At 72.5% G+C, this 17893-nt stretch carries 18 protein-coding genes; 14 read left to right on the top strand and 4 right to left on the bottom strand.

Going from position 1 to position 17893, the window contains the following annotated elements; all coding sequences use genetic code 11:
* Window positions 1–7 precede the first annotated feature (7 nt).
* Window positions 8–634 (bottom strand): TetR family transcriptional regulator, encoded by a 627-nt coding sequence (locus tag ACIP5K_RS33965; RefSeq protein WP_401415953.1) that lies wholly within the window; start codon window positions 632–634, stop codon window positions 8–10.
* 99 nt (window positions 635–733) lie between these two features.
* Here ACIP5K_RS33965 and ACIP5K_RS33960 point away from each other — a divergent pair, with 99 nt between their 5' ends.
* From ACIP5K_RS33960 to ACIP5K_RS33950, 3 genes are all read left to right on the top strand, one after another.
* On the top strand, window positions 734–889 hold the full coding sequence (locus ACIP5K_RS33960; protein WP_401415951.1) for a hypothetical protein: 156 nt from the start codon (window positions 734–736) through the stop codon (window positions 887–889).
* 81 nt (window positions 890–970) lie between these two features.
* The gene (locus ACIP5K_RS33955) at window positions 971–1270 is read left to right on the top strand and encodes a hypothetical protein (protein ID WP_401415949.1); all 300 of its coding nucleotides are present in this window, start codon (window positions 971–973) and stop codon (window positions 1268–1270) included.
* A gap of 82 nt (window positions 1271–1352) precedes the next feature.
* A complete protein-coding gene (locus ACIP5K_RS33950) occupies window positions 1353–2522 on the top strand; it encodes a cysteine desulfurase family protein (protein ID WP_401415947.1) in 1170 nt (389 codons plus the stop codon).
* Between the two features lie 13 nt (window positions 2523–2535).
* Here the strand turns inward: ACIP5K_RS33950 and ACIP5K_RS33945 are convergent, their stop codons facing one another.
* On the bottom strand, window positions 2536–3216 hold the full coding sequence (locus ACIP5K_RS33945; RefSeq protein WP_401415945.1) for an N-acetylmuramoyl-L-alanine amidase: 681 nt from the start codon (window positions 3214–3216) through the stop codon (window positions 2536–2538).
* A gap of 89 nt (window positions 3217–3305) precedes the next feature.
* On the opposite strand from ACIP5K_RS33945, the gene mnmA reads away from it, so the two are divergent.
* Window positions 3306–4454 (top strand): tRNA 2-thiouridine(34) synthase MnmA, encoded by a 1149-nt coding sequence (gene mnmA / locus ACIP5K_RS33940; RefSeq protein ID WP_401415942.1) that lies wholly within the window; start codon window positions 3306–3308, stop codon window positions 4452–4454.
* 7 nt (window positions 4455–4461) lie between these two features.
* Here mnmA and ACIP5K_RS33935 read toward each other — a convergent pair whose 3' ends face one another.
* Window positions 4462–4875 carry a hypothetical protein gene (locus ACIP5K_RS33935; RefSeq protein WP_401415940.1) on the bottom strand — a complete coding sequence of 138 codons (414 nt, stop codon included), beginning with the start codon at window positions 4873–4875 and terminating at the stop codon, window positions 4462–4464.
* Window positions 4876–4960: 85 nt separating this feature from the next.
* Entirely contained in the window at window positions 4961–5290 is a 330-nt protein-coding gene (locus tag ACIP5K_RS33930) for a DUF427 domain-containing protein (RefSeq protein ID WP_401416062.1), read from the bottom strand.
* Between the two features lie 75 nt (window positions 5291–5365).
* Here ACIP5K_RS33930 and ACIP5K_RS33925 point away from each other — a divergent pair, with 75 nt between their 5' ends.
* The 10 genes from ACIP5K_RS33925 to ACIP5K_RS33880 all read left to right on the top strand — a co-directional run bounded on the left by ACIP5K_RS33925 (window position 5366) and on the right by ACIP5K_RS33880 (window position 17780).
* Window positions 5366–5911, top strand: coding sequence for a TIGR00730 family Rossman fold protein (locus tag ACIP5K_RS33925; RefSeq protein ID WP_401415938.1), 546 nt, complete (start codon window positions 5366–5368; stop codon window positions 5909–5911).
* Window positions 5912–5927: 16 nt separating this feature from the next.
* Entirely contained in the window at window positions 5928–6626 is a 699-nt protein-coding gene (locus ACIP5K_RS33920; RefSeq protein WP_401415935.1) for an SDR family oxidoreductase, read from the top strand.
* A 56-nt stretch (window positions 6627–6682) separates the two neighbouring features.
* The gene (locus tag ACIP5K_RS33915; RefSeq protein ID WP_401415933.1) at window positions 6683–7690 is read left to right on the top strand and encodes a methionine synthase; all 1008 of its coding nucleotides are present in this window, start codon (window positions 6683–6685) and stop codon (window positions 7688–7690) included.
* 32 nt (window positions 7691–7722) lie between these two features.
* Window positions 7723–9939 (top strand): NAD-dependent DNA ligase LigA, encoded by a 2217-nt coding sequence (gene ligA / locus ACIP5K_RS33910; protein WP_401415931.1) that lies wholly within the window; start codon window positions 7723–7725, stop codon window positions 9937–9939.
* A gap of 229 nt (window positions 9940–10168) precedes the next feature.
* Window positions 10169–12616, top strand: coding sequence for a putative bifunctional diguanylate cyclase/phosphodiesterase (locus ACIP5K_RS33905; RefSeq protein ID WP_401415929.1), 2448 nt, complete (start codon window positions 10169–10171; stop codon window positions 12614–12616).
* Between the two features lie 223 nt (window positions 12617–12839).
* Window positions 12840–13136: an Asp-tRNA(Asn)/Glu-tRNA(Gln) amidotransferase subunit GatC gene (gene gatC / locus ACIP5K_RS33900; protein ID WP_018531282.1), complete on the top strand. Its 297-nt coding sequence runs from the start codon at window positions 12840–12842 to the stop codon at window positions 13134–13136.
* 6 nt (window positions 13137–13142) lie between these two features.
* Complete coding sequence (gene gatA, locus ACIP5K_RS33895) at window positions 13143–14642, top strand: Asp-tRNA(Asn)/Glu-tRNA(Gln) amidotransferase subunit GatA (protein ID WP_401415926.1); 1500 nt, start codon at window positions 13143–13145, stop codon at window positions 14640–14642.
* 5 nt (window positions 14643–14647) lie between these two features.
* On the top strand, window positions 14648–14881 hold the full coding sequence (locus tag ACIP5K_RS33890; RefSeq protein ID WP_401416059.1) for a hypothetical protein: 234 nt from the start codon (window positions 14648–14650) through the stop codon (window positions 14879–14881).
* Between the two features lie 16 nt (window positions 14882–14897).
* Complete coding sequence (gatB, locus tag ACIP5K_RS33885; RefSeq protein ID WP_401415923.1) at window positions 14898–16412, top strand: Asp-tRNA(Asn)/Glu-tRNA(Gln) amidotransferase subunit GatB; 1515 nt, start codon at window positions 14898–14900, stop codon at window positions 16410–16412.
* 96 nt (window positions 16413–16508) lie between these two features.
* Window positions 16509–17780 (top strand): SLC13 family permease, encoded by a 1272-nt coding sequence (locus ACIP5K_RS33880; RefSeq protein WP_401415920.1) that lies wholly within the window; start codon window positions 16509–16511, stop codon window positions 17778–17780.
* Window positions 17781–17893 lie beyond the last annotated feature (113 nt).

Here is a 17893-nt window from a genome sequence, read left to right as displayed (position 1 = left end):
CCGTCGCTCACGACGCGTCGAGCCAGTGCCTGCGCCCGAGACTGACCAGCCGCAACTGCCGCTCCGCGAGGGCCGCCACGCGGCGCGAGTCCGCGGGGGAGGCGGTGAGGAAGGCGGTGGCGGCCATCATCATGTGGTCCACGTACAGCCCGGCCAGCATCAGCAGGTCGTCCTCGCTCCAGCCCGCCGACTCGGGGTCCTCGCGCAGTGCCGCGCGCACCTCCTCGGCGAACTGCCCGAGCTGCGCGGCGATCTCCTCGCGCACCCGCTGCACCCCGCCGTGCCGCTCCCGCGCGATGAACCGCACGTGCGCCGGGTGGGCGCGCACGTGCGCGGCGATCAGCCCGACGGTGCGCGCGATGCGTTCGTCGCTGTCCCAGGTCGCGGTGAGCAGTGCGGAGACGACCGCGTGCAGGCTGCCGACCGCCTCCTCCACCAGGGCGGCGCCGAGATCGGCGATGGAGTCGAAGTGCCGGTAGAACGCGGTCGGCGCCATGCCCACGGCCCGGGTCACCTCGCGCAGCCCCAGACTGCTCAGGCTCTGCTCCTCCAGCAGCTCGAGCGCCGCATCGAGCAGCGCCTGCCGGGTTCTGCGCTTCTGCGCCTGACGGCTGCCGAGGGTGGTGTGACTCATGTCATCCAGTTAACAACTGTTCTCCGTAATTGAACACCGGACGCGCGGTTAGACTCAATAGTCAGTGAACAGTTGTAACCCAACTCTGAGAGGTCTCCCGTGCTGTTCCTCGTAGCGGCCCTGCTGCTCCTGGGCTTCGCGCTCGGCACCGTGGCCCACGCGCCGCTGTCCTTCACGCTCGTGGCCGCCGCCGTCATCGGCGTCTGGCTGACCGTCTTCGCCGTGCGCGAGCGCGGCCGCCGCCACCAGGGCTGACCGCGCGCCAGGCCGCTCGCACCAGCCCATCGGCCGCACCTGTCGATCCAGTCGATCCAGTCGATTTCAGGGGGTACCACCATGCAGCTCACCGCAGAGGCGCCGGACCGCACCCGCACCCGTACCCGCACTCGGCCCACCGGACGCCGCGACACCGACGGCATGGCCGTCGCCTCGTTCGTCCTCGGCCTCGTCGGCCTGCTCGTCATGAACGTCTTCCTCGGCCCCGTCGCCATCGTCCTCGCGGGCCTCTCCCTGTGGCGCGGCACCGCGCGACGCGGCCGGGCCCTGCTGGGTCTGGGCCTCGGCGTCGCCGACCTCGTCGTGCTCGCCGCCCTGGTCGCGGCGGACGGCACCTTCTCCTGGAGCATCACGGGCTGAGGCTCCCGAGGGGCCGCGCGTGGGAACGGGACCCCATGCGGCGGCCGAAAGGCTCCGGCGGGCTCGTAGAATCGTGCCCACCATGGCTTACCTCGACCACGCCGCGACCACCCCGATGCTTCCGGAAGCGGTCGAGGTGCTGACCGCCCAGCTCGCCGTCACCGGCAACGCCTCGTCCCTGCACGCCGCCGGACGCCGCGCCCGCCGCACGGTCGAGGAGTCCCGCGAGACCCTCGCCGAGTCGCTCGGCGCCCGCCCCAGCGAGGTCGTCTTCACCTCGGGCGGCACCGAGGCCGACAACCTCGCCGTCAAGGGTCTGTACTGGGCCCGGCGCGCCGCCGACCCGGCCCGCACCCGCGTCCTGGCCAGCCCCGTCGAGCATCACGCCGTCCTCGACGCCGTGCACTGGCTCGCCGAGCACGAGGGCGCCACCGTCGAGTACCTGCCGGTCGACGCCCACGGCCGCGTCCACGCCGACGCCTTCCGCGACGCCGTCGAGCGCGACCCGGCCGACGTCGCCCTGGCCACCGTCATGTGGGCCAACAACGAGATCGGCACGATCCAGCCGGTGCGCGAACTCGCCGACGTGGCGCAGGAGTTCGACATCCCGCTGCACGCCGACGCGGTCCAGGCCTACGGCCAGATCCCCGTCGACTTCGCCGCCTCCGGCCTCGCGGCCATGACCGTGTCGGGGCACAAGATCGGCGGCCCCTACGGCATCGGCGCGCTGCTGCTCGGCCGCGCGTACACCCCCGTACCCGTCCTGCACGGCGGCGGCCAGGAGCGGCACGTGCGCTCCGGCACCCTCGACGTGCCCGCCATCGCCTCCTTCGCGACGGCCGGCCGGCTGGCGCACGAGCACCGCGACCGGTTCGCCCGCGACATCGGCGCCCTGCGGGACGACCTCGTCACGGCCGTGCGCGCCGCCGTCCCCGAGGCGATCCTCGGCGGCGACCCGGCCCCCGGCGGGCGGCTGCCCGCCAACGCCCACTTCACCTTCCCCGGCTGCGAGGGCGACTCGCTGCTGCTCCTGCTGGACGCCCAGGGCATCGAGTGCTCCACGGGCTCGGCCTGCACGGCGGGCATCGCCCAGCCCAGCCACGTCCTGCTCGCCACCGGCACCGACCCCGCCCTCGCCCGCGGCACGCTCCGCTTCTCCCTCGGCCACACCTCGACCCGCGCCGACGTCGAGGCGGTCGCCAAGGCGATCGGCCCGGTCGTGGAGCGGGCCCGCTCGGCCGGCCTGAGCTGACCGGGCGGAGCCCTCACGCCTTGGCGGACCCGGCCCGCCGGTGCGCCGCCCGGACGAGTCGCATGTACCGGTCCCAGTCCCAGTGCGGGCCCGGGTCGGTGTGATCGGTGCCCGGCACCTCCGCGTGCCCGATGATGTGCTCACGGTCCACGGGTATGCCGTACCGGCGGCAGATCCCGGCCGTCAGCTTCGCGGAGGCCGCGTACATCGCGGCGGTGAAGTCCTGCGGCCGGTCCACGAACCCCTCGTGCTCGATGCCGATGCTGCGCTGGTTGTAGTCCTTGTTCCCCGCGTGGAACGCGACGTCCAGCTCCCGGATCATCTGCGCGATGTGCCCGTCCTTGCGCACGACGTAGTGCGCCGACGCCCCGTGCCAGGGATCCTTGAACACCCGCAGCGCGCTGCTGTAACTGCCCTGCGTGACATGGATGACGACGAGGTCGATCGGGTAGTCCGCGGGGCGGTCCGCCCGCCGCCAGTTCGCCGAGGCCGCCGCGACCCACTCCGCGCCCTTGAAGTCCACCTCGCCGGCGGTGCGCGCCTTGCCCACGCCGGGCAGCTGCCACCACATCCGGGCGATGTCCCCGCGCGCGAGCAGCCCCACGCCCACGGCCGACGCCGCGCCACCGATGATCAAGGTGCGCCGGCTGATGCCCCGGTCGCGGTCCTTGCCGCCCGACCCCTGCTTCCCCACGCGACGCCCCCGTCCCACCTTTCGCGTACATGTTCCACAACGGATATCGGAGAGATTCGGTTCCCGGCTCCCCGTACTCTGTTAGTGCTATGACTTCCCAGACCTCGCTCGCCGCGCAGCGCCCCGCCCAGGACCGCCCCCTCCGTGTTCTCGCCGCCATGTCCGGCGGCGTCGACTCCGCCGTCGCCGCGGCCCGCGCCGCGGAGGCCGGCCACGACGTGACAGGTGTCCACCTGGCCCTGTCGGCGAATCCGCAGTCGTTCCGCACCGGCGCCCGCGGCTGCTGCACCATCGAGGACTCCCGCGACGCGCGCCGCGCGGCGGACGTCATCGGCATCCCGTTCTACGTCTGGGACCTCGCCGAGCGCTTCCGTGAGGACGTCGTCGAGGACTTCGTCGCCGAGTACGAGGCCGGGCGCACCCCGAACCCCTGCCTGCGCTGCAACGAGAAGATCAAGTTCGCCGCGCTGCTCGACAAGGCGCTCGCCCTCGGCTTCGACGCGGTCTGCACCGGCCACTACGCCCAGGTCCTGGTCAACGACGCGGGCGAGCGCGAGCTGCACCGCGCCACCGACATGGCCAAGGACCAGTCCTACGTGCTGGGCGTCCTGGACGACCGCCAGCTCGCCCACGCGATGTTCCCGCTCGGCGACACGGAGACCACCAAGGACGAGATCCGCGCGGAGGCGGAGCGGCGCGGCCTCGCCGTCGCCAAGAAGCCCGACTCGCACGACATCTGCTTCATCGCCGACGGCGACACCCAGGGCTTCCTGGCGTCCCGCCTCGGCCGCGCCGAGGGCGACATCGTCGACGAGTCCGGCACCCGCCTCGGCACCCACGAGGGCGCCTACGGCTACACCATCGGCCAGCGCAAGGGCCTGCGCATCGGCACCCCCGCTTCCGACGGCAAGCCCCGCTACGTCCTGGACATCTCGCCGGTGGACAACACGGTGACGGTCGGCCCGGCGGAGGCCCTCGACGTCACCGCCCTGACCGCGATCAAGCCCCGCTGGTGCGGTGCGGCCCCCACCGGCCCGGGCACCTACACGGCCCAGCTGCGCGCCCACGGCGGCGAGACCGAGGTCTCGGCGGACCTGGTCGACGGCGAACTGCGGGTCTCCTTCGCCGAGCCGGTCCGCGGTGTCGCCCCCGGCCAGGCCATCGTCCTGTACGACGGCACCCGCGTGGTGGGCTCGGCGACGATCGCGACCACCGCCCGCGCGACGGCCGCCGCCTAGGACCCGCCTAGCCGCGACCCGCCAGATAGTGGTGGAGCACCGCCGCCAGATCGGTGCCCCACTGCGTCGCCAGGGAGCGGCGGCGGGCCCGGACCCGGCACTCGTAGACCGGGCCGTCCGTCAGCACCGCCGTCACGTACAGGCCGTCCGGCGCCGGCTGGAACCGCACGGTGCGCAGCCGCGCCCACGGCAGGTCGATGGCGTGCGGCCCCTGCTCGAAGTGGACGCCGTCCCCGTCGACCACCAGGCCGTTGCGCTCGTCGGCGGCGATGAACTCGGGGCCGGTGCCCGCCGGCGCCGCCGGGGGCACCGACGGCGGCGGCGGGAACGCGGGCGGATGCGCGGGAGGCGGCGGGACGGACGGTGGCGGCGGGCCGAAACCGCCCGCTGGAACGCCCTGCTGTCCGTCTCCGTGGATCATGACGACCTCACCCTCCTCGCGCGCCGTGTCTGCCGGGGTCCCCGTGTCTGCGTATTCGACCACGCCCCCGGAGGCGGTTCAGGCCCTAGGCGTCGTCGACCTGGGTCTCGTAGAAGCACAGGTGGTCCTTGATGGCGGCCACCTCCGGCTTCGGCTCGGCGTACGCCCACACCAGGTCCTGGGCGCCGGGCAGCGACCAGTAGGAGGCGTCCCCCTTGAAGGGACAGTGCGTCGTGGTGCCCGACGGGGTCAACAGCTCGGTCCGCACGTCCTCCGCAGGGATGTAGTGCCGCTCCGGACAACCGGTCTCCTTCAGCAGCAGCGCCCGCCTGCTGTCGGCCAGCACCTCCCCGTCCCGGACGACGCGCACGCGCCGTGCATCCTGTTCGATCGTGATCGTGTGTCCCTTGGTCATGACTGTGTCAGCGCTCACACCGGGCGGGTTCTTCCCGGTGCGGCCGCCCGATCCCGGCGCCGTACCGTGAACACCATGAACATCTGCGTCTTCCTCTCCGCCGCCGACCTCGACGACCGCTACACCGCACCCGCCCGCGCCTTCGCCGAACTGCTCGGCAGGGGCGGGCACACGCTGGTGTGGGGCGGCAGCGAGAGCGGACTGATGAAGGTCGTCGCCGACGGGGTGCACGAGAGCGGCGGGCGGCTGCTCGGCGTCTCCGTGGAGTTCCTGGCCGCCAGGGCCCGCGCCGTGACCGCCCCCGACGAGATGGTCGTCGCCGCCGACCTCGCCGAGCGCAAGCGGCTGCTCCTGGAGAAGTCCGACGCCGTGGTGATCATGGTGGGTGGCACGGGGACGCTCGACGAGGCCACCGAGATCCTGGAACTGAAGAAGCACGGCAAGACCGACAAGCCCGTCGTGCTGCTCAACTCGGCGGGCTTCTACGACGGCCTCAAGGAGCAGTTCCGGCGCATGGAGGACGAGGGCTTCCTGCCGGTGCCCCTCACCGACCTGGTGTTCTTCGCCGAGGAGCCGGTCGGCGCCCTGGCCCACCTCGAGGAGTCGGCCGGTCAGCAGTAGTGCGAGCATGGCGCCCATGACCGATACCGCCACGCATGTGATCACCGGTGCCGGCTCCGGCATCGGCGCCGCCGTCGCCCGTCGTCTGCACGCGCGCGGGGACCGACTCGTCCTCCACGCGCGCGACGCGGGCCGCGCCAAGGAACTCGCCGCCGAGTTCCCCGGCGCCCGCACCCTCGTCGGCGACCTGGCCGACCCGGACAGGCTGTCCTGGGCGTTCTCCCACCAGTCGCTGCCCGACCGGGTCGACTCGCTGCTGCACATCGCGGGCGTCGTCGACCTGGGCCCGGTCGGCGAACTGACCCCGAAGACCTGGCGCCACCAGCTCAATGTCAACCTCATCGCCCCGGCCGAGCTGACCCGCCACCTCCTGCCGCAGCTCCGGCTCGCCCAGGGGCACGTGGTGTTCGTGAACTCCGGCGCGGGCCTGCGGGCGAGCCCCGAATGGTCCGCGTACGCCGCCTCCAAGCACGGCCTGAAGGCGCTCGCCGACTCGCTGCGCCAGGAGGAGCACGACCACGGCGTACGGGTCACGTCCGTCTACCCCGGCCGCACCGCCAGCCCCATGCAGGCCAAGGTGCACCAGCAGGAGGGCAAGGACTACGACGCGTCCCGCTGGATCGACCCCGAGTCGATGGCCACCACGATCCTCATGGCGCTCGACCTCCCGCGCGACGCCGAGGTCAACGACCTGACGGTCCGCCCCGGCCGCTGACGCCCCGCGCCGGACACCCCCGCACCCCGCCCGCACGCGTTACGTACTCTTCCTGAGTGAGCGAAAAGAGCGACTTCAAGTGGGGACCGGCCACCGGCGTCGGGTCGATGCCCGGCGGTGACGCCCGGGAGGCCGCCAAGACCGTCACCGGCAGCTTCGAGGACTTCCCGTTCCTCCCCGAACTGCCCGCGCGCGGACCGGGCGCCGACATGATCGGCAGGACCGCCGGCCTGCTGGTCGACCTGTACGCGCGCGTGGAGCCCAGCGGCTGGCGGATCGGCGACCGGCCGGGCCGCGACACCCGGCGGGCCCGGTCCTGGCTGGGCGAGGACCTCGACGCGCTGGAGGAGTTCACCCAGGGCTACCAAGGACCGCTCAAGGTGCAGGCCGTCGGGCCGTGGACGCTCGCCGCCGCCCTGGAGCTGCGCAACGGCCAGGCCGCGCTCTCCGACCCTGGTGCCTGCCGCGACCTCGCGGGCTCCCTCGCCGAGGGCCTGCGCGGCCACCTCGCCGACGTCCGGCGCCGCGTCCCCGGCGCCCAGGTCGTGCTCCAGCTCGACGAGCCCTCCCTCGTCGCCGTCCTGCGCGGACACGTCAAGACCGCGAGCGAGTACCGCACCCACCGCGCCGTCGACCGGCAGGTCGTCGAGAGCACCCTGCGCGACGTCCTCGGCGTGCACCCCGAGGGGCCCGCCGTCGTCCACTCCTGCGCCCCCGACGTCCCCTTCGCACTGCTGCGCCGGGCCGGCGCCCACGCGGTCTCCTTCGACGCCGCTCTCCTCACCGAGCGTGACGACGAGGCGATCGGCGAGGCCGTCGAGGGGGGCACCAGGCTGTTCGCCGGTGTCGTGCCCGGCGTCGACGGCCCATTGTCGGACCCTGCCGGTAGCGTCATGGGTGTCAGGTCGCTGTGGCGCAGGCTGGGGCTGAATCCGGGGTCGCTCGCGGAGTCGGTCGTGGTCACCCCGGCGTGCGGACTCGCGGGTGCCTCGCCCGCGTACGCCCGCGCGGCGCTCGCCCACTGCGCCCGGGCGGCGAGATCACTCGCGGACAACCCTGAGTGACCGGGGACGAAGGAAAACGGGAGGACGAGAAGGTGGCTGCCGCAAGCGCTGGAAAGAAGCCGGAGACCGAGAGCTCCGTGCCCGGGTCGGCGCGGGACGAGCACGCCCGGCTGGCCGAGCAGATCGAAGAGCACCGCTTCCGGTACTACGTGAAGGACGCGCCGGTCGTCTCCGACGCCGAGTTCGACAAGCTGCTGCGCTCCCTCGAAGCGCTGGAGGACACGTACGCCGAGCTGCGCACCCCGGACTCGCCCACCCAGAAGGTCGCGGGGAACTACGCCACGGAGTTCACGTCCGTGGAGCACCGCGAGCGCATGCTCTCGCTCGACAACGCCTTCGACGACCTGGAGCTCGTGGCCTGGGCCGAGCGCGTCCACAAGGAGGTCGGCCCGTCCGCCCACCACTTCCTGTGCGAGCTGAAGATCGACGGCCTCGCGGTGAACCTGACGTACGAGCACGGCCGGCTCACCCGCGCGGCCACCCGCGGCGACGGCCGCGTCGGCGAGGACATCACACCGAACGTCCGCACGATCGCCGAGATCCCGCACCGCCTGGCGGGCGACCGGATCCCGGAGCTGGTCGAGGTCCGCGGCGAGGTCTTCTTCCCGATGGAGCGCTTCGAGGAGCTGAACGCACGGCTGATCGAGGCCGGTGACAAGCCCTTCGCCAACCCGCGCAACGCGGCGGCCGGTTCGCTCCGCCAGAAGGACCCCCGGGTCACCGCGAGCCGCCCGCTGCACATGGTGGTGCACGGCATCGGCGCCCGCGAGGGCTTCGACATCTCCCGCCTGTCGCAGGCGTACGAGCTGCTCCAGGAGTGGGGCCTGCCCACCGCGAAGTACAACAGGGTGGTCGACGACCTCGACGGCGTACGGGAGTTCATCGCGTACTACGGGGAGAACCGGCACTCCGTCGAGCACGAGATCGACGGCGCCGTGATCAAGCTCGACGAGATCCCGCTCCAGGGCCGGCTCGGCTCCACCGCGCGCGCCCCGCGCTGGGCCATCGCCTGGAAGTTCCCGCCCGAAGAGGTCAACACCAAGCTGGTGAACATCCGGGTCGGCGTGGGCCGCACCGGCCGCGTCACCCCGTACGCGCAGGTCGAGCCGGTGACCGTGGCGGGCTCCGAGGTCGAGTTCGCGACCCTGCACAACCAGGAGGTCGTCAAGAAGAAGGGCGTCCTCATCGGGGACACCGTCGTCATCCGCAAGGCCGGCGACGTCATCCCCGAGATCCTCGGCCCGGTCGTCGACCTGCGCGACGGCAGCGAGTACGAGTTCGAGATGCCCGCCGACTGCCCCGAGTGCGGCACCCCGCTGCGGGCCATGAAAGAGGGGGACATCGACCTGCGGTGTCCCAACGCCCGCACCTGCCCGGCCCAGTTGCGCGAGCGGCTGTTCTATCTCGGCGGCCGGCAGTGCCTGGACATCGAGAACTTCGGCGCGGTCTCCGCCGCCGCGCTCACCGCCCCGCTGGAGCCCGCCGAGCCGCCGCTGACCGACGAGGGCGACCTGTTCGACCTCACCATCGAGCAGCTGCTGCCCATCAAGGCGTACGTCCTCGACCCGGACAGCGGCCTGCCCAAGCGTGACCCGAAGACCGGCGAGGACAAGGTCGTCACCGTCTTCGCCAACCAGAAGGGCGAGCCCCGCAAGAACGCGGTGTCGATGCTGGAGCACATCGCCGCCGCCAAGGACCGCCCGCTCGCGCGCATCATCAACGGCCTGTCCATCCGGCACGTCGGCCCCGTCGCGGCCGCGGCACTGGCCCGCGAGTTCCGCTCCATCGACCGCATCGACCAGGCCACCGAGGAGGAGCTGGCCGCCACCGACGGCGTCGGCGACATCATCGCCGCCTCCGTCAAGCAGTGGTTCGCCGAGGACTGGCACCGCGAGATCCTGCGGAAATGGCGAGAGGCCGGGGTGCGCACGGAGGAGGACGGGGCCGGTGAGGACGAGGGGCCGCGCCCGCTGGAGGGCCTCACCGTCGTCGTCACCGGCACCTTGCAGAACTTCACGCGGGACGGCGCGAAGGACGCCCTCCAGAGCAGAGGCGCCAAAGTGACCGGTTCCGTCTCCAAGAAGACGTCCTTCGTCGTCGTCGGGGACAACCCGGGATCCAAATACGACAAGGCCATGCAGGTGAAGGTTCCGGTTCTGGACGAGGACGGTTTCGCCGTCCTGCTCGACCAGGGTCCCGACGCCGCCGCCGAACTGGCCCTTCCCGCCGAGGAACCGACCGGGCAGTAGCGGTTGAAGGCCACCCGTTCAGCGCATACCAGATGCATACGGGTGGCCGGGCGGCATTCGGTTATCCACGGTCCGGCGCGTCCGTCTGGTGCCCGTGGAAGCCTTCTGCGGCCTACTGTTGAGGATGTGCGCCTGCCGTGTCCTGCTGCGGATGGGGCGACCTCCGCTCCGGCGAGACCAGGGGAGCGGGCTGCGGACATGGGCACCGCCGGCTGTGAGAGGGACGGGAATGGAACCGACCGAGAGCGCCGCTCCCGACTCACCGCTGCGCCCGCGCCGACGGCTGTGGCGCGGTGCGGCACGCCACCCTCAGCAGGGCGGCGGAGGCGGCGGGGGCGGCGACAGCGGTCACGGGGAGAACGAACGCGGTGGTGTGGTGAACTGGCGCAATTGGTGGCGTGCGAACGGTCCGGGCCGGGTCCGGCCCCGAGGCGGTCCCGCGGTCTTCGGCCTGCACGCCCCGCCGGGCGCGGAAGCCGGCGGCGCGGCCGTCGTCCCCACCGAGCGGTACCCCGTCGCCCCGGCCACGGGCCGCACCCCGGCCGCCCCGGTCGCCCCGCCCGCGCTGCCCCCCGGCGGCCACGTCGGCATGGCCACCCCTGCCCGCAACCACCACGGCGGACCGGCCGACGGCGCACGGGCGACGGCGCTCCCGCTGCTGCCCGGCGCCGTCGTCACGCTCGCCGCCGTCGTCCTGGGCGCCGGGTTCTACCGGGCCCTCACCGGCGACCACGCCCTCTTCCCGGCCGGCGCCGTCGGCTGGTCCCTCGCCATCCTGACCGGCATCATCGTCGGCCACCTGGTCGCCCTCGGCCGCGACCGCTGGTGGGGCGGCACCGGCTCCGGCGCCGCCCTGACCCTCGCCGTCCTGCTGCTCTACGGCTGGGTGCCCGCCGGGATGGTCAGCCTCACCGTCGTCGTGCTCGTCGGCGCCGCCCGCAGGCACCGCTGGCGCCAGGGCGTGCTGCACGGCGCCATCGACATCCTCGGCATCGCCGCCGGCGCCCTGGTGCTGGCCGCGTTCGGCCGCGTGCCGTCCGTCGAGACGCCGTGGAGGCCGGAGACCTGGAACTTCCTCACGGCACCCGAGATCGCCCTGGTGGCGGCCGGATACCTGCTGGTCACCCGGCTCCTGCTGTTCTACGTGCACGCGCCGCGCAGCTCCGGCCTGCCTACCGTCACCCGCACCGCGGCCGTCCGGCAGGCCCTGGTCGGGGTCGCCCTGCTCGGCATCGCGCCGCTGGTGTGCGTGGTGGCCGTCGCGCTGCCCGCGCTGCTGCCGCTGTTCTCGATCCCGCTGATCGCGCTCGACTCCACGCTCTGGATCGCCCGCGCCCGCGCCGAGGAGCAGCTGCGCGACCCGCTCACCGGGCTGCCCAACCGGCAGTGGCTGCTGGAGCGCACCTGGACCGCGCTCGACGACGCCGAGCGGATCGGTGCCCGCAGCGCCCTCCTGCTGATCGACCTCGACCGCTTCCGGTCCGTCAACGACACGCTGGGCCACCTCGCCGGCGACCGGCTCCTGCTCCAGATCGCGGACCGGCTCAGAGCGGCGCTGCCGCGCGGGGCGGAGGCCGCGCGGCTGGGCGGGGACGAGTTCGCCGTGCTGCTGCCGGTCGCCGACTCGACGACCTCCGCGTCCCGCGTGGCCCGCGGCCTGGTCGCCGCGCTCGGCTCGCCGCTCGACCTCGACGGGCTGACGCTGGTCCTCGAAGCCAGCGCGGGCCTCGCCGTCTTCCCGGACCACGCCCTCGACGCCGAGGGGCTGCTGCGCCGGGCCGACGTCGCGATGTACCAGGCCAAGCGGGACCGTACGGGCGTCGAGGTCTACGAGTCGAAGCGGGACTCCAACACCCCGGACCGGCTCGGCCTGTTGGGCGATCTGCGGCGCGCGCTCGACGCGGGCGACGTGGAGCTGCACTACCAGCCCAAGGTCCAGTTCGACGGGCAGGTGGCGGGCCTGGAGGCGCTGGTGCGGTGGGTGCACCCCGAGCGGGGGAAGGTCCCGCCGGACGAGTTCATCGCCATCGCCGAGTCGTCCGGCCTGATGCCGCACCTGACCGAGTACGTGCTGGAGACGGCGCTGGCGCAGGTCGCGCGCTGGCGGGCCCAGGGACTGTTCGTCCCCGTCGCGGTGAACGTGTCACCGCGTGACGTGCACACCCCCGGCTTCGCGGGCGCGGTCGCCGCGCGGCTGGCCCGGCACGGGGTCCCGGCCGGGTCGCTCCAGCTGGAGATAACGGAACACGTGCTGCTGGAGGACCCGCAGCGGGCCGCCGACACCCTGGCCGGGCTGACCGGGCACGGGGTGAAGATGTCGCTGGACGACTTCGGCACCGGGTACTCCTCGCTGGTGCACCTGCGGCGCCTGCCCGTCAGCGAGCTGAAGATCGACCGGTCCTTCGTGGCGCGGCTGGCGGTGGACAACGAGGACGCGGAGATCGTGCGGTGCACGGTCGACCTGGCGCACTCGCTGGGGCTGCTCGTGGTCGCCGAGGGCGTGGAGGACGACGAGACCTGGGAGCGGCTGCGGGACCTGGGGTGCGACGCGGTGCAGGGGTGGCTGGTCGCCGCCGCGATGCCGCCCGACGAGACCACCGCGTGGCTCCGGGCCCGGGGCGACCGCGGCTGGCAGCGGGCCGCCACCGCCGTACTGCCGGGCGCCGACGACGTGTGACCTCCCGCGTGTCCCCGGGGCGACGCCCGCGCCGGGGCTCCACGCGCGCTTCCCCGTGCCCCGCGCGCCCGTCCCGGGGGCGCGGTGGACCCGGCGCGAAGCCCCGCGGGACCGCGGCCGGAAAAGACATCGGACAGTCGCCCGCATATCCGTTTACCAGGCACAGGCCGGGCACCCATAGGATTGAGGCCAAACCAACACTCTCACCCCAGAGGATCGCTGCATGCCTGGCATCACGCGCGAGGAGGTCGCCCACCTCGCCCGGCTGGCGCGTCTGGAGCTGAAGCCCGAAGAGCTCGACCACTTCGCAGGCCAGCTCGACGACATCATCGGCGCGGTCGCCCGCGTCAGCGAGGTCGCCGACCAAGACGTACCGCCGACCTCCCACCCGCTGCCGCTGACGAACGTCATGCGCGCGGACGAGGTCCGTCCGTCGCTCACCCCCGAGCAGGCGCTCTCCGGCGCCCCGGCCCAGGAGCAGCAGCGTTTCAAGGTGCCGCAGATCCTGGGGGAGGACTAAACACCCATGACGGACATCAACCTCATCAAGCTCAGCGCCGCCGAGATCGCCGGGAAGATCGCTTCCGGTGACCTCACGGCCGTCGAGGTCACCGAGGCCCACCTGGCCCGGATCGAGGCCGTCGACGAGAAGGTGCACGCCTTCCTGCACGTCGACCGCGAGGGCGCCCTGAAGCAGGCCGCCGCCGTGGACGCCAAGCGCGCCGCGGGCGAGAAGCTCGGCCCGCTCGCCGGGGTGCCGCTCGCGCTGAAGGACATCTTCACCACCGAGGGCATCCCGACCACGGTCGGCTCCAAGATCCTCGAAGGCTGGATCCCGCCGTACGACGCCACACTGGTCCAGAAGCTGAAGGCCGCCGACGTCGTCATCCTCGGCAAGACCAACATGGACGAGTTCGCCATGGGGTCCTCCACCGAGAACAGCGCGTACGGCCCGACGGGCAACCCGTGGGACCTGACCCGCATCCCCGGCGGCTCCGGCGGCGGCTCCTCGGCCGCGCTCGCCTCGTACGAGGCCCCGCTGGCCATCGGCACGGACACCGGCGGGTCCATCCGCCAGCCCGCCGCCGTCACCGGCACCGTCGGCGTGAAGCCCACGTACGGCGGCGTCTCGCGCTACGGCATGGTCGCGTTCTCGTCCTCCCTCGACCAGGGCGGGCCCTGTGCCCGCACGGTCCTGGACGCGGCGCTGCTGCACGAGGCGATCGCCGGGCACGACCCGCTCGACTCCACGTCCATCGACGCCCCGGTCCCGCCGGTCGTCGAGGCCGCGCGCAACGGCTCGGTGCGGGGCATGCGCGTCGGCATCGTCAAGCAGTTCCGCGGCGAGGGCTACCAGGCCGGCGTCGTGCAGCGCTTCGACGAGTCGGTCGAGCTGCTGAAGTCGCTGGGCGCCGAGATCGTCGAGCTGGACTGCCCGAGCTTCGACCTGGCGCTGTCCGCGTATTACCTGATCGCCCCCTCGGAGTGCTCCTCGAACCTCGCCCGGTTCGACGCCATGCGGTACGGCCTGCGGGTCGGCGACGACGGCACGCACTCCGCCGAGGAGGTCACCGCGCTGACCCGTGAGGCCGGTTTCGGCGACGAGGTCAAGCGCCGCATCATCCTGGGCACGTACGCACTCAGCTCCGGCTACTACGACGCGTACTACGGCAGCGCCCAGAAGGTCCGCACTCTCATCACCCGCGAGTTCGAGGCGGCCTTCGAGAGCGTCGACGTCATCGTCTCCCCGACGACGCCGACCACCGCCTTCCCGATCGGCGAGCGCGCCGACGACCCGATGGCGATGTATCTCGCGGACCTGTGCACGATCCCGACCAACCTGGCCGGCAACTCCGCCATGTCGCTGCCCTGCGGCCTCGCGCCGGAGGACGGACTGCCGGTCGGACTCCAGATCATCGCCCCCGCCATGAAGGACGACCGTCTTTACAAGGTCGGCGCTGCCGTCGAGGCCGCCTTCGTGGAAAAGTGGGGGCACCCGCTGCTCGAGGAGGCTCCGTCGCTGTGAGTGCCATGGCAAAGAAGGCCAAGAACTTCAAGAAGTCCAAGACCGGCGTGTACGTGTCGGCCGCCAGCACCGCCTTCGGCGCGATCAGCGTCGCGAAGCAGGCGCGGATGGCCCGTGACGACAACGACACCCTGCGTCTGATCGACGCCGCCGTGTCCGCCGCCGCCATCGTCACCGGCCTGGCGATCCTCTACCGGGAGCTCAAGCGCCTGGGCGACGACGACGTCCTGCTGGGCTGAGAGGGAAAGTTTCACCGTGACTGCCACGACTGACCTGGAGTCGTACGAGGATGCCCTCGCGACGTACGACCCCGTCATGGGCCTGGAGGTCCATGTCGAACTCGGCACCAAGACCAAGATGTTCTGCGGCTGCTCCACCGAGCTGAAGCAGGACGCCAACAGTCAGACCTGCCCGACCTGTCTCGGTCTGCCCGGCGCGCTGCCGGTCGTCAACGAGATCGGCGTCGAGTCGGCCATCAAGATCGGCCTCGCGCTGCACTGCGAGATCGCCGAATGGTGCCGTTTCGCCCGGAAGAACTACTTCTATCCGGACATGCCGAAGAACTTCCAGACCTCCCAGTACGACGAGCCCATCGCCTTCAACGGCTACCTCGACGTGCAGCTGGAGGACGGCGAGGTCTTCCGGGTGGAGATCGAGCGCGCCCACATGGAGGAGGACACCGGCAAGTCGACGCACGTCGGCGGTGCCACCGGCCGCATCCAGGGCGCCTCCCACTCGCTGCTCGACTACAACCGCGCGGGCATCCCGCTCATCGAGATCGTCACCAAGCCCATCGAGGGCGCGGGCGAGCGGGCCCCCGAGGTCGCCAAGGCGTACGTCGCCGAGCTGCGCGAGGTCATCAAGGCCCTGGACGTCTCCGAGGCCCGGATGGACAAGGGCCAGATGCGCTGCGACGTGAACCTGTCGCTGCGTCCGCACGGCACCGAGAAGTTCGGCACCCGCTCCGAGACGAAGAACGTGAACTCGCTGCGTTCCGTCGAGCGGGCCGCCCGCTTCGAGATCCAGCGGCACGCCGCCGTCCTGAACTCGGGCGGCACCATCGTGCAGGAGACCCGTCACTTCCACGAGGAGGACGGCTCCACCACGTCGGGCCGCATCAAGGACAACGCCGAGGACTACCGGTACTTCCCGGAGCCCGACCTGGTCCCGGTCGCCCCGTCCCGCGACTGGGTCGAGGCGCTCCGGTCCGAGCTGCCCGAGCTGCCGCTCGCGCAGCGCAACCGGCTGATCGAGGAGTGGGCCGTCAGCGCCCACGACATGCAGTCGATCCGCAACGCCGGCGCCATCGGCCCGATCGTCGCGACGATCAACGCCGGTGCCGACCCGGCCTCCGCCCGCAAGTGGTGGATGGGCGAGCTGGCGCGCAACGCCAACGAGCAGGGCGTCGAGCTCGGCGAACTGCCCATCACGCCCGAGTACGTGGCCCGCGTGTCCGAGCTGGTCGCCAAGGGCGACCTGAACGACAAGCTGGCCCGTCAGGTCATCGACGGCGTCCTCAAGGGCGAGGGCACCCCGGACGAGGTCGTCGACCGGCGCGGCCTCAAGGTCGTCTCCGACGAGGGCGCGCTGAACACGGCCGTGGACGAGGCGATCGCGGGCAACGCCGGCATCGTCGCCAAGATCCGCTCCGGCAAGGTCGCCGCCGCCGGAGCCCTCGTGGGCGCCGTCATGAAGGCGACCCGGGGCCAGGCCGACGCGGCCCGCGTCAAGGAACTGATCCTGGAGAAGCTGGACGTCAGCGAGGGCTGAGTCCGGGTTCTTCGCGGAGGGGCTGGAGATCTCCAGCCCCTCCGGCATATATCCAGGCCCTCCGGCGTCCGGGGAGCGGGATCGGGGCGCGGCCCTGTGGAACGGAGCAGCACGCTGAGCACGACGTCGGCCGAGATCCTGGCCATCATTCTCCTGCTGGCCACCCTGACCTTCGCGGTCGTGCGCCCCCGCAGGCTGCCGGAGGCCGTCGCCGCCGTGCCCGCCGCCGCGGTCCTGGTGGCCGTCGGCGCCGTCAGCCCCGCCCACGCCTGGTCCGAGACCAGGGACCTGCTCCCCGTCGTCGGTTTCCTCGCCGCGATCCTGCTGCTGGCCCAGCTCTGCGCCGACGAGGGCCTGTTCAGGGCCGCCGGCGACGCCGTGGCCCGCGCCTGCCACGGCAGCCCCACCCGGATGCTCGGCGGGGTCTTCGCGGTCGCCGCCGCCGTCACCGCCGTGCTGAGCCTGGACGCCACCGTCGTCCTGCTCACCCCGGTCGTGTTCGCCACCGCCGCCCGGATCGGCGCCCGCCCGCGCCCGCATGTCTACGCGAGCGCCCACCTGGCCAACTCCGCGTCGCTGCTGCTCCCGGTCTCCAACCTCACCAATCTGCTGGCGCTCGGCGCGAGCGGGCTCACCTTCACCCGCTTCGCCGGGCTGATGGCCCTGCCGTGGCTGGTGGCCATCGGCATCGAGTACGCCGTGTTCCGCCGCTACTTCGCCGCCGACCTGGCCGCCCCCGCGCACGCCCCCGACGCCGCGGAGCGGGCCGGCGTCCCGGTGTTCACGCTGACCGTGCTCGCCCTGACCCTGGCCGGGTTCGCCGTCACCTCCTTCGCCGGGATCGAGCCGGTGTGGGCGGCGCTCGCCGGCGCCGTCGTGCTCGGCGCCCGGGCCCTCGCCCGCCGCGACTCCTCCCCGGGCGAGCTGCTGAGGTCGGCGAACCTGCCCTTCTGCCTGTTCGTCCTCGCGCTCGGCGTCGTGGTGAAGGCGGTCGTCGACAACGGGCTCGGCGACGTCATCGGCCGCGTCCTGCCCGACGGCTCCTCGCTGCCCGCGCTGCTCGCCGTCACCGGCGTCGCGGCGCTCCTCGCGAACCTGATCAACAACCTGCCCGCGACCCTCGCGGTGCTCCCGGCCGTCGCCCCGGCGGGCCCGGGCCCGGTCCTCGCCGCGCTCATCGGCGTCAACGTCGGCCCCAACCTCAGTTACGTCGGCTCCCTCGCCACCCTGCTGTGGCGGCGCATCGTGCACGCCCACGGGACCGAGCCCGAACTGGGCGACTTCACCCGGCTGGGGCTGCTGACCGTCCCCGCGACCCTCCTGCTGTCCACCACGGCGCTGTGGGCGGGGCTCCAACTCCTCGGCTGAGCAGGGGCTGTGACCTCTTATGTGACCTTGTGACTAAGGACACGAAAGCGACAAACGATCACGTTTGCCTGTAAGAGTGACTGGCCCTTGCTCACGCGTTCTTTGCGGGCTCG

Source organism: Streptomyces sp. NPDC088785 (assembly GCF_044750685.1).
Taxonomy (GTDB): domain Bacteria; phylum Actinomycetota; class Actinomycetes; order Streptomycetales; family Streptomycetaceae; genus Streptomyces.
Note: the sequence above shows the minus strand (reverse complement) of the source record. Positions and strands in the feature narration are given on the sequence as shown.

Bases quoted from the DNA above. Each gene is read 5' to 3' on its own strand.
- ACIP5K_RS33965 (WP_401415953.1), bottom strand. From the start codon at position 634: ATGAGTCACACCACCCTCGGCAGCCGTCAGGCGCAGAAGCGCAGAACC.
- ACIP5K_RS33890 (WP_401416059.1), top strand. From the start codon at position 14,648: ATGGCAAAGAAGGCCAAGAACTTCAAGAAGTCCAAGACCGGCGTGTAC.
- ACIP5K_RS33955 (WP_401415949.1), top strand. From the start codon at position 971: ATGCAGCTCACCGCAGAGGCGCCGGACCGCACCCGCACCCGTACCCGC.
- ACIP5K_RS33935 (WP_401415940.1), bottom strand. From the start codon at position 4,875: ATGATCCACGGAGACGGACAGCAGGGCGTTCCAGCGGGCGGTTTCGGC.
- mnmA (WP_401415942.1), top strand. From the start codon at position 3,306: ATGACTTCCCAGACCTCGCTCGCCGCGCAGCGCCCCGCCCAGGACCGC.
- ACIP5K_RS33950 (WP_401415947.1), top strand. From the start codon at position 1,353: ATGGCTTACCTCGACCACGCCGCGACCACCCCGATGCTTCCGGAAGCG.
- gatC (WP_018531282.1), top strand. From the start codon at position 12,840: ATGCCTGGCATCACGCGCGAGGAGGTCGCCCACCTCGCCCGGCTGGCG.
- ACIP5K_RS33925 (WP_401415938.1), top strand. From the start codon at position 5,366: ATGAACATCTGCGTCTTCCTCTCCGCCGCCGACCTCGACGACCGCTAC.
- ACIP5K_RS33930 (WP_401416062.1), bottom strand. From the start codon at position 5,290: ATGACCAAGGGACACACGATCACGATCGAACAGGATGCACGGCGCGTG.
- ACIP5K_RS33905 (WP_401415929.1), top strand. From the start codon at position 10,169: ATGGAACCGACCGAGAGCGCCGCTCCCGACTCACCGCTGCGCCCGCGC.
- ACIP5K_RS33920 (WP_401415935.1), top strand. From the start codon at position 5,928: ATGACCGATACCGCCACGCATGTGATCACCGGTGCCGGCTCCGGCATC.
- gatA (WP_401415926.1), top strand. From the start codon at position 13,143: ATGACGGACATCAACCTCATCAAGCTCAGCGCCGCCGAGATCGCCGGG.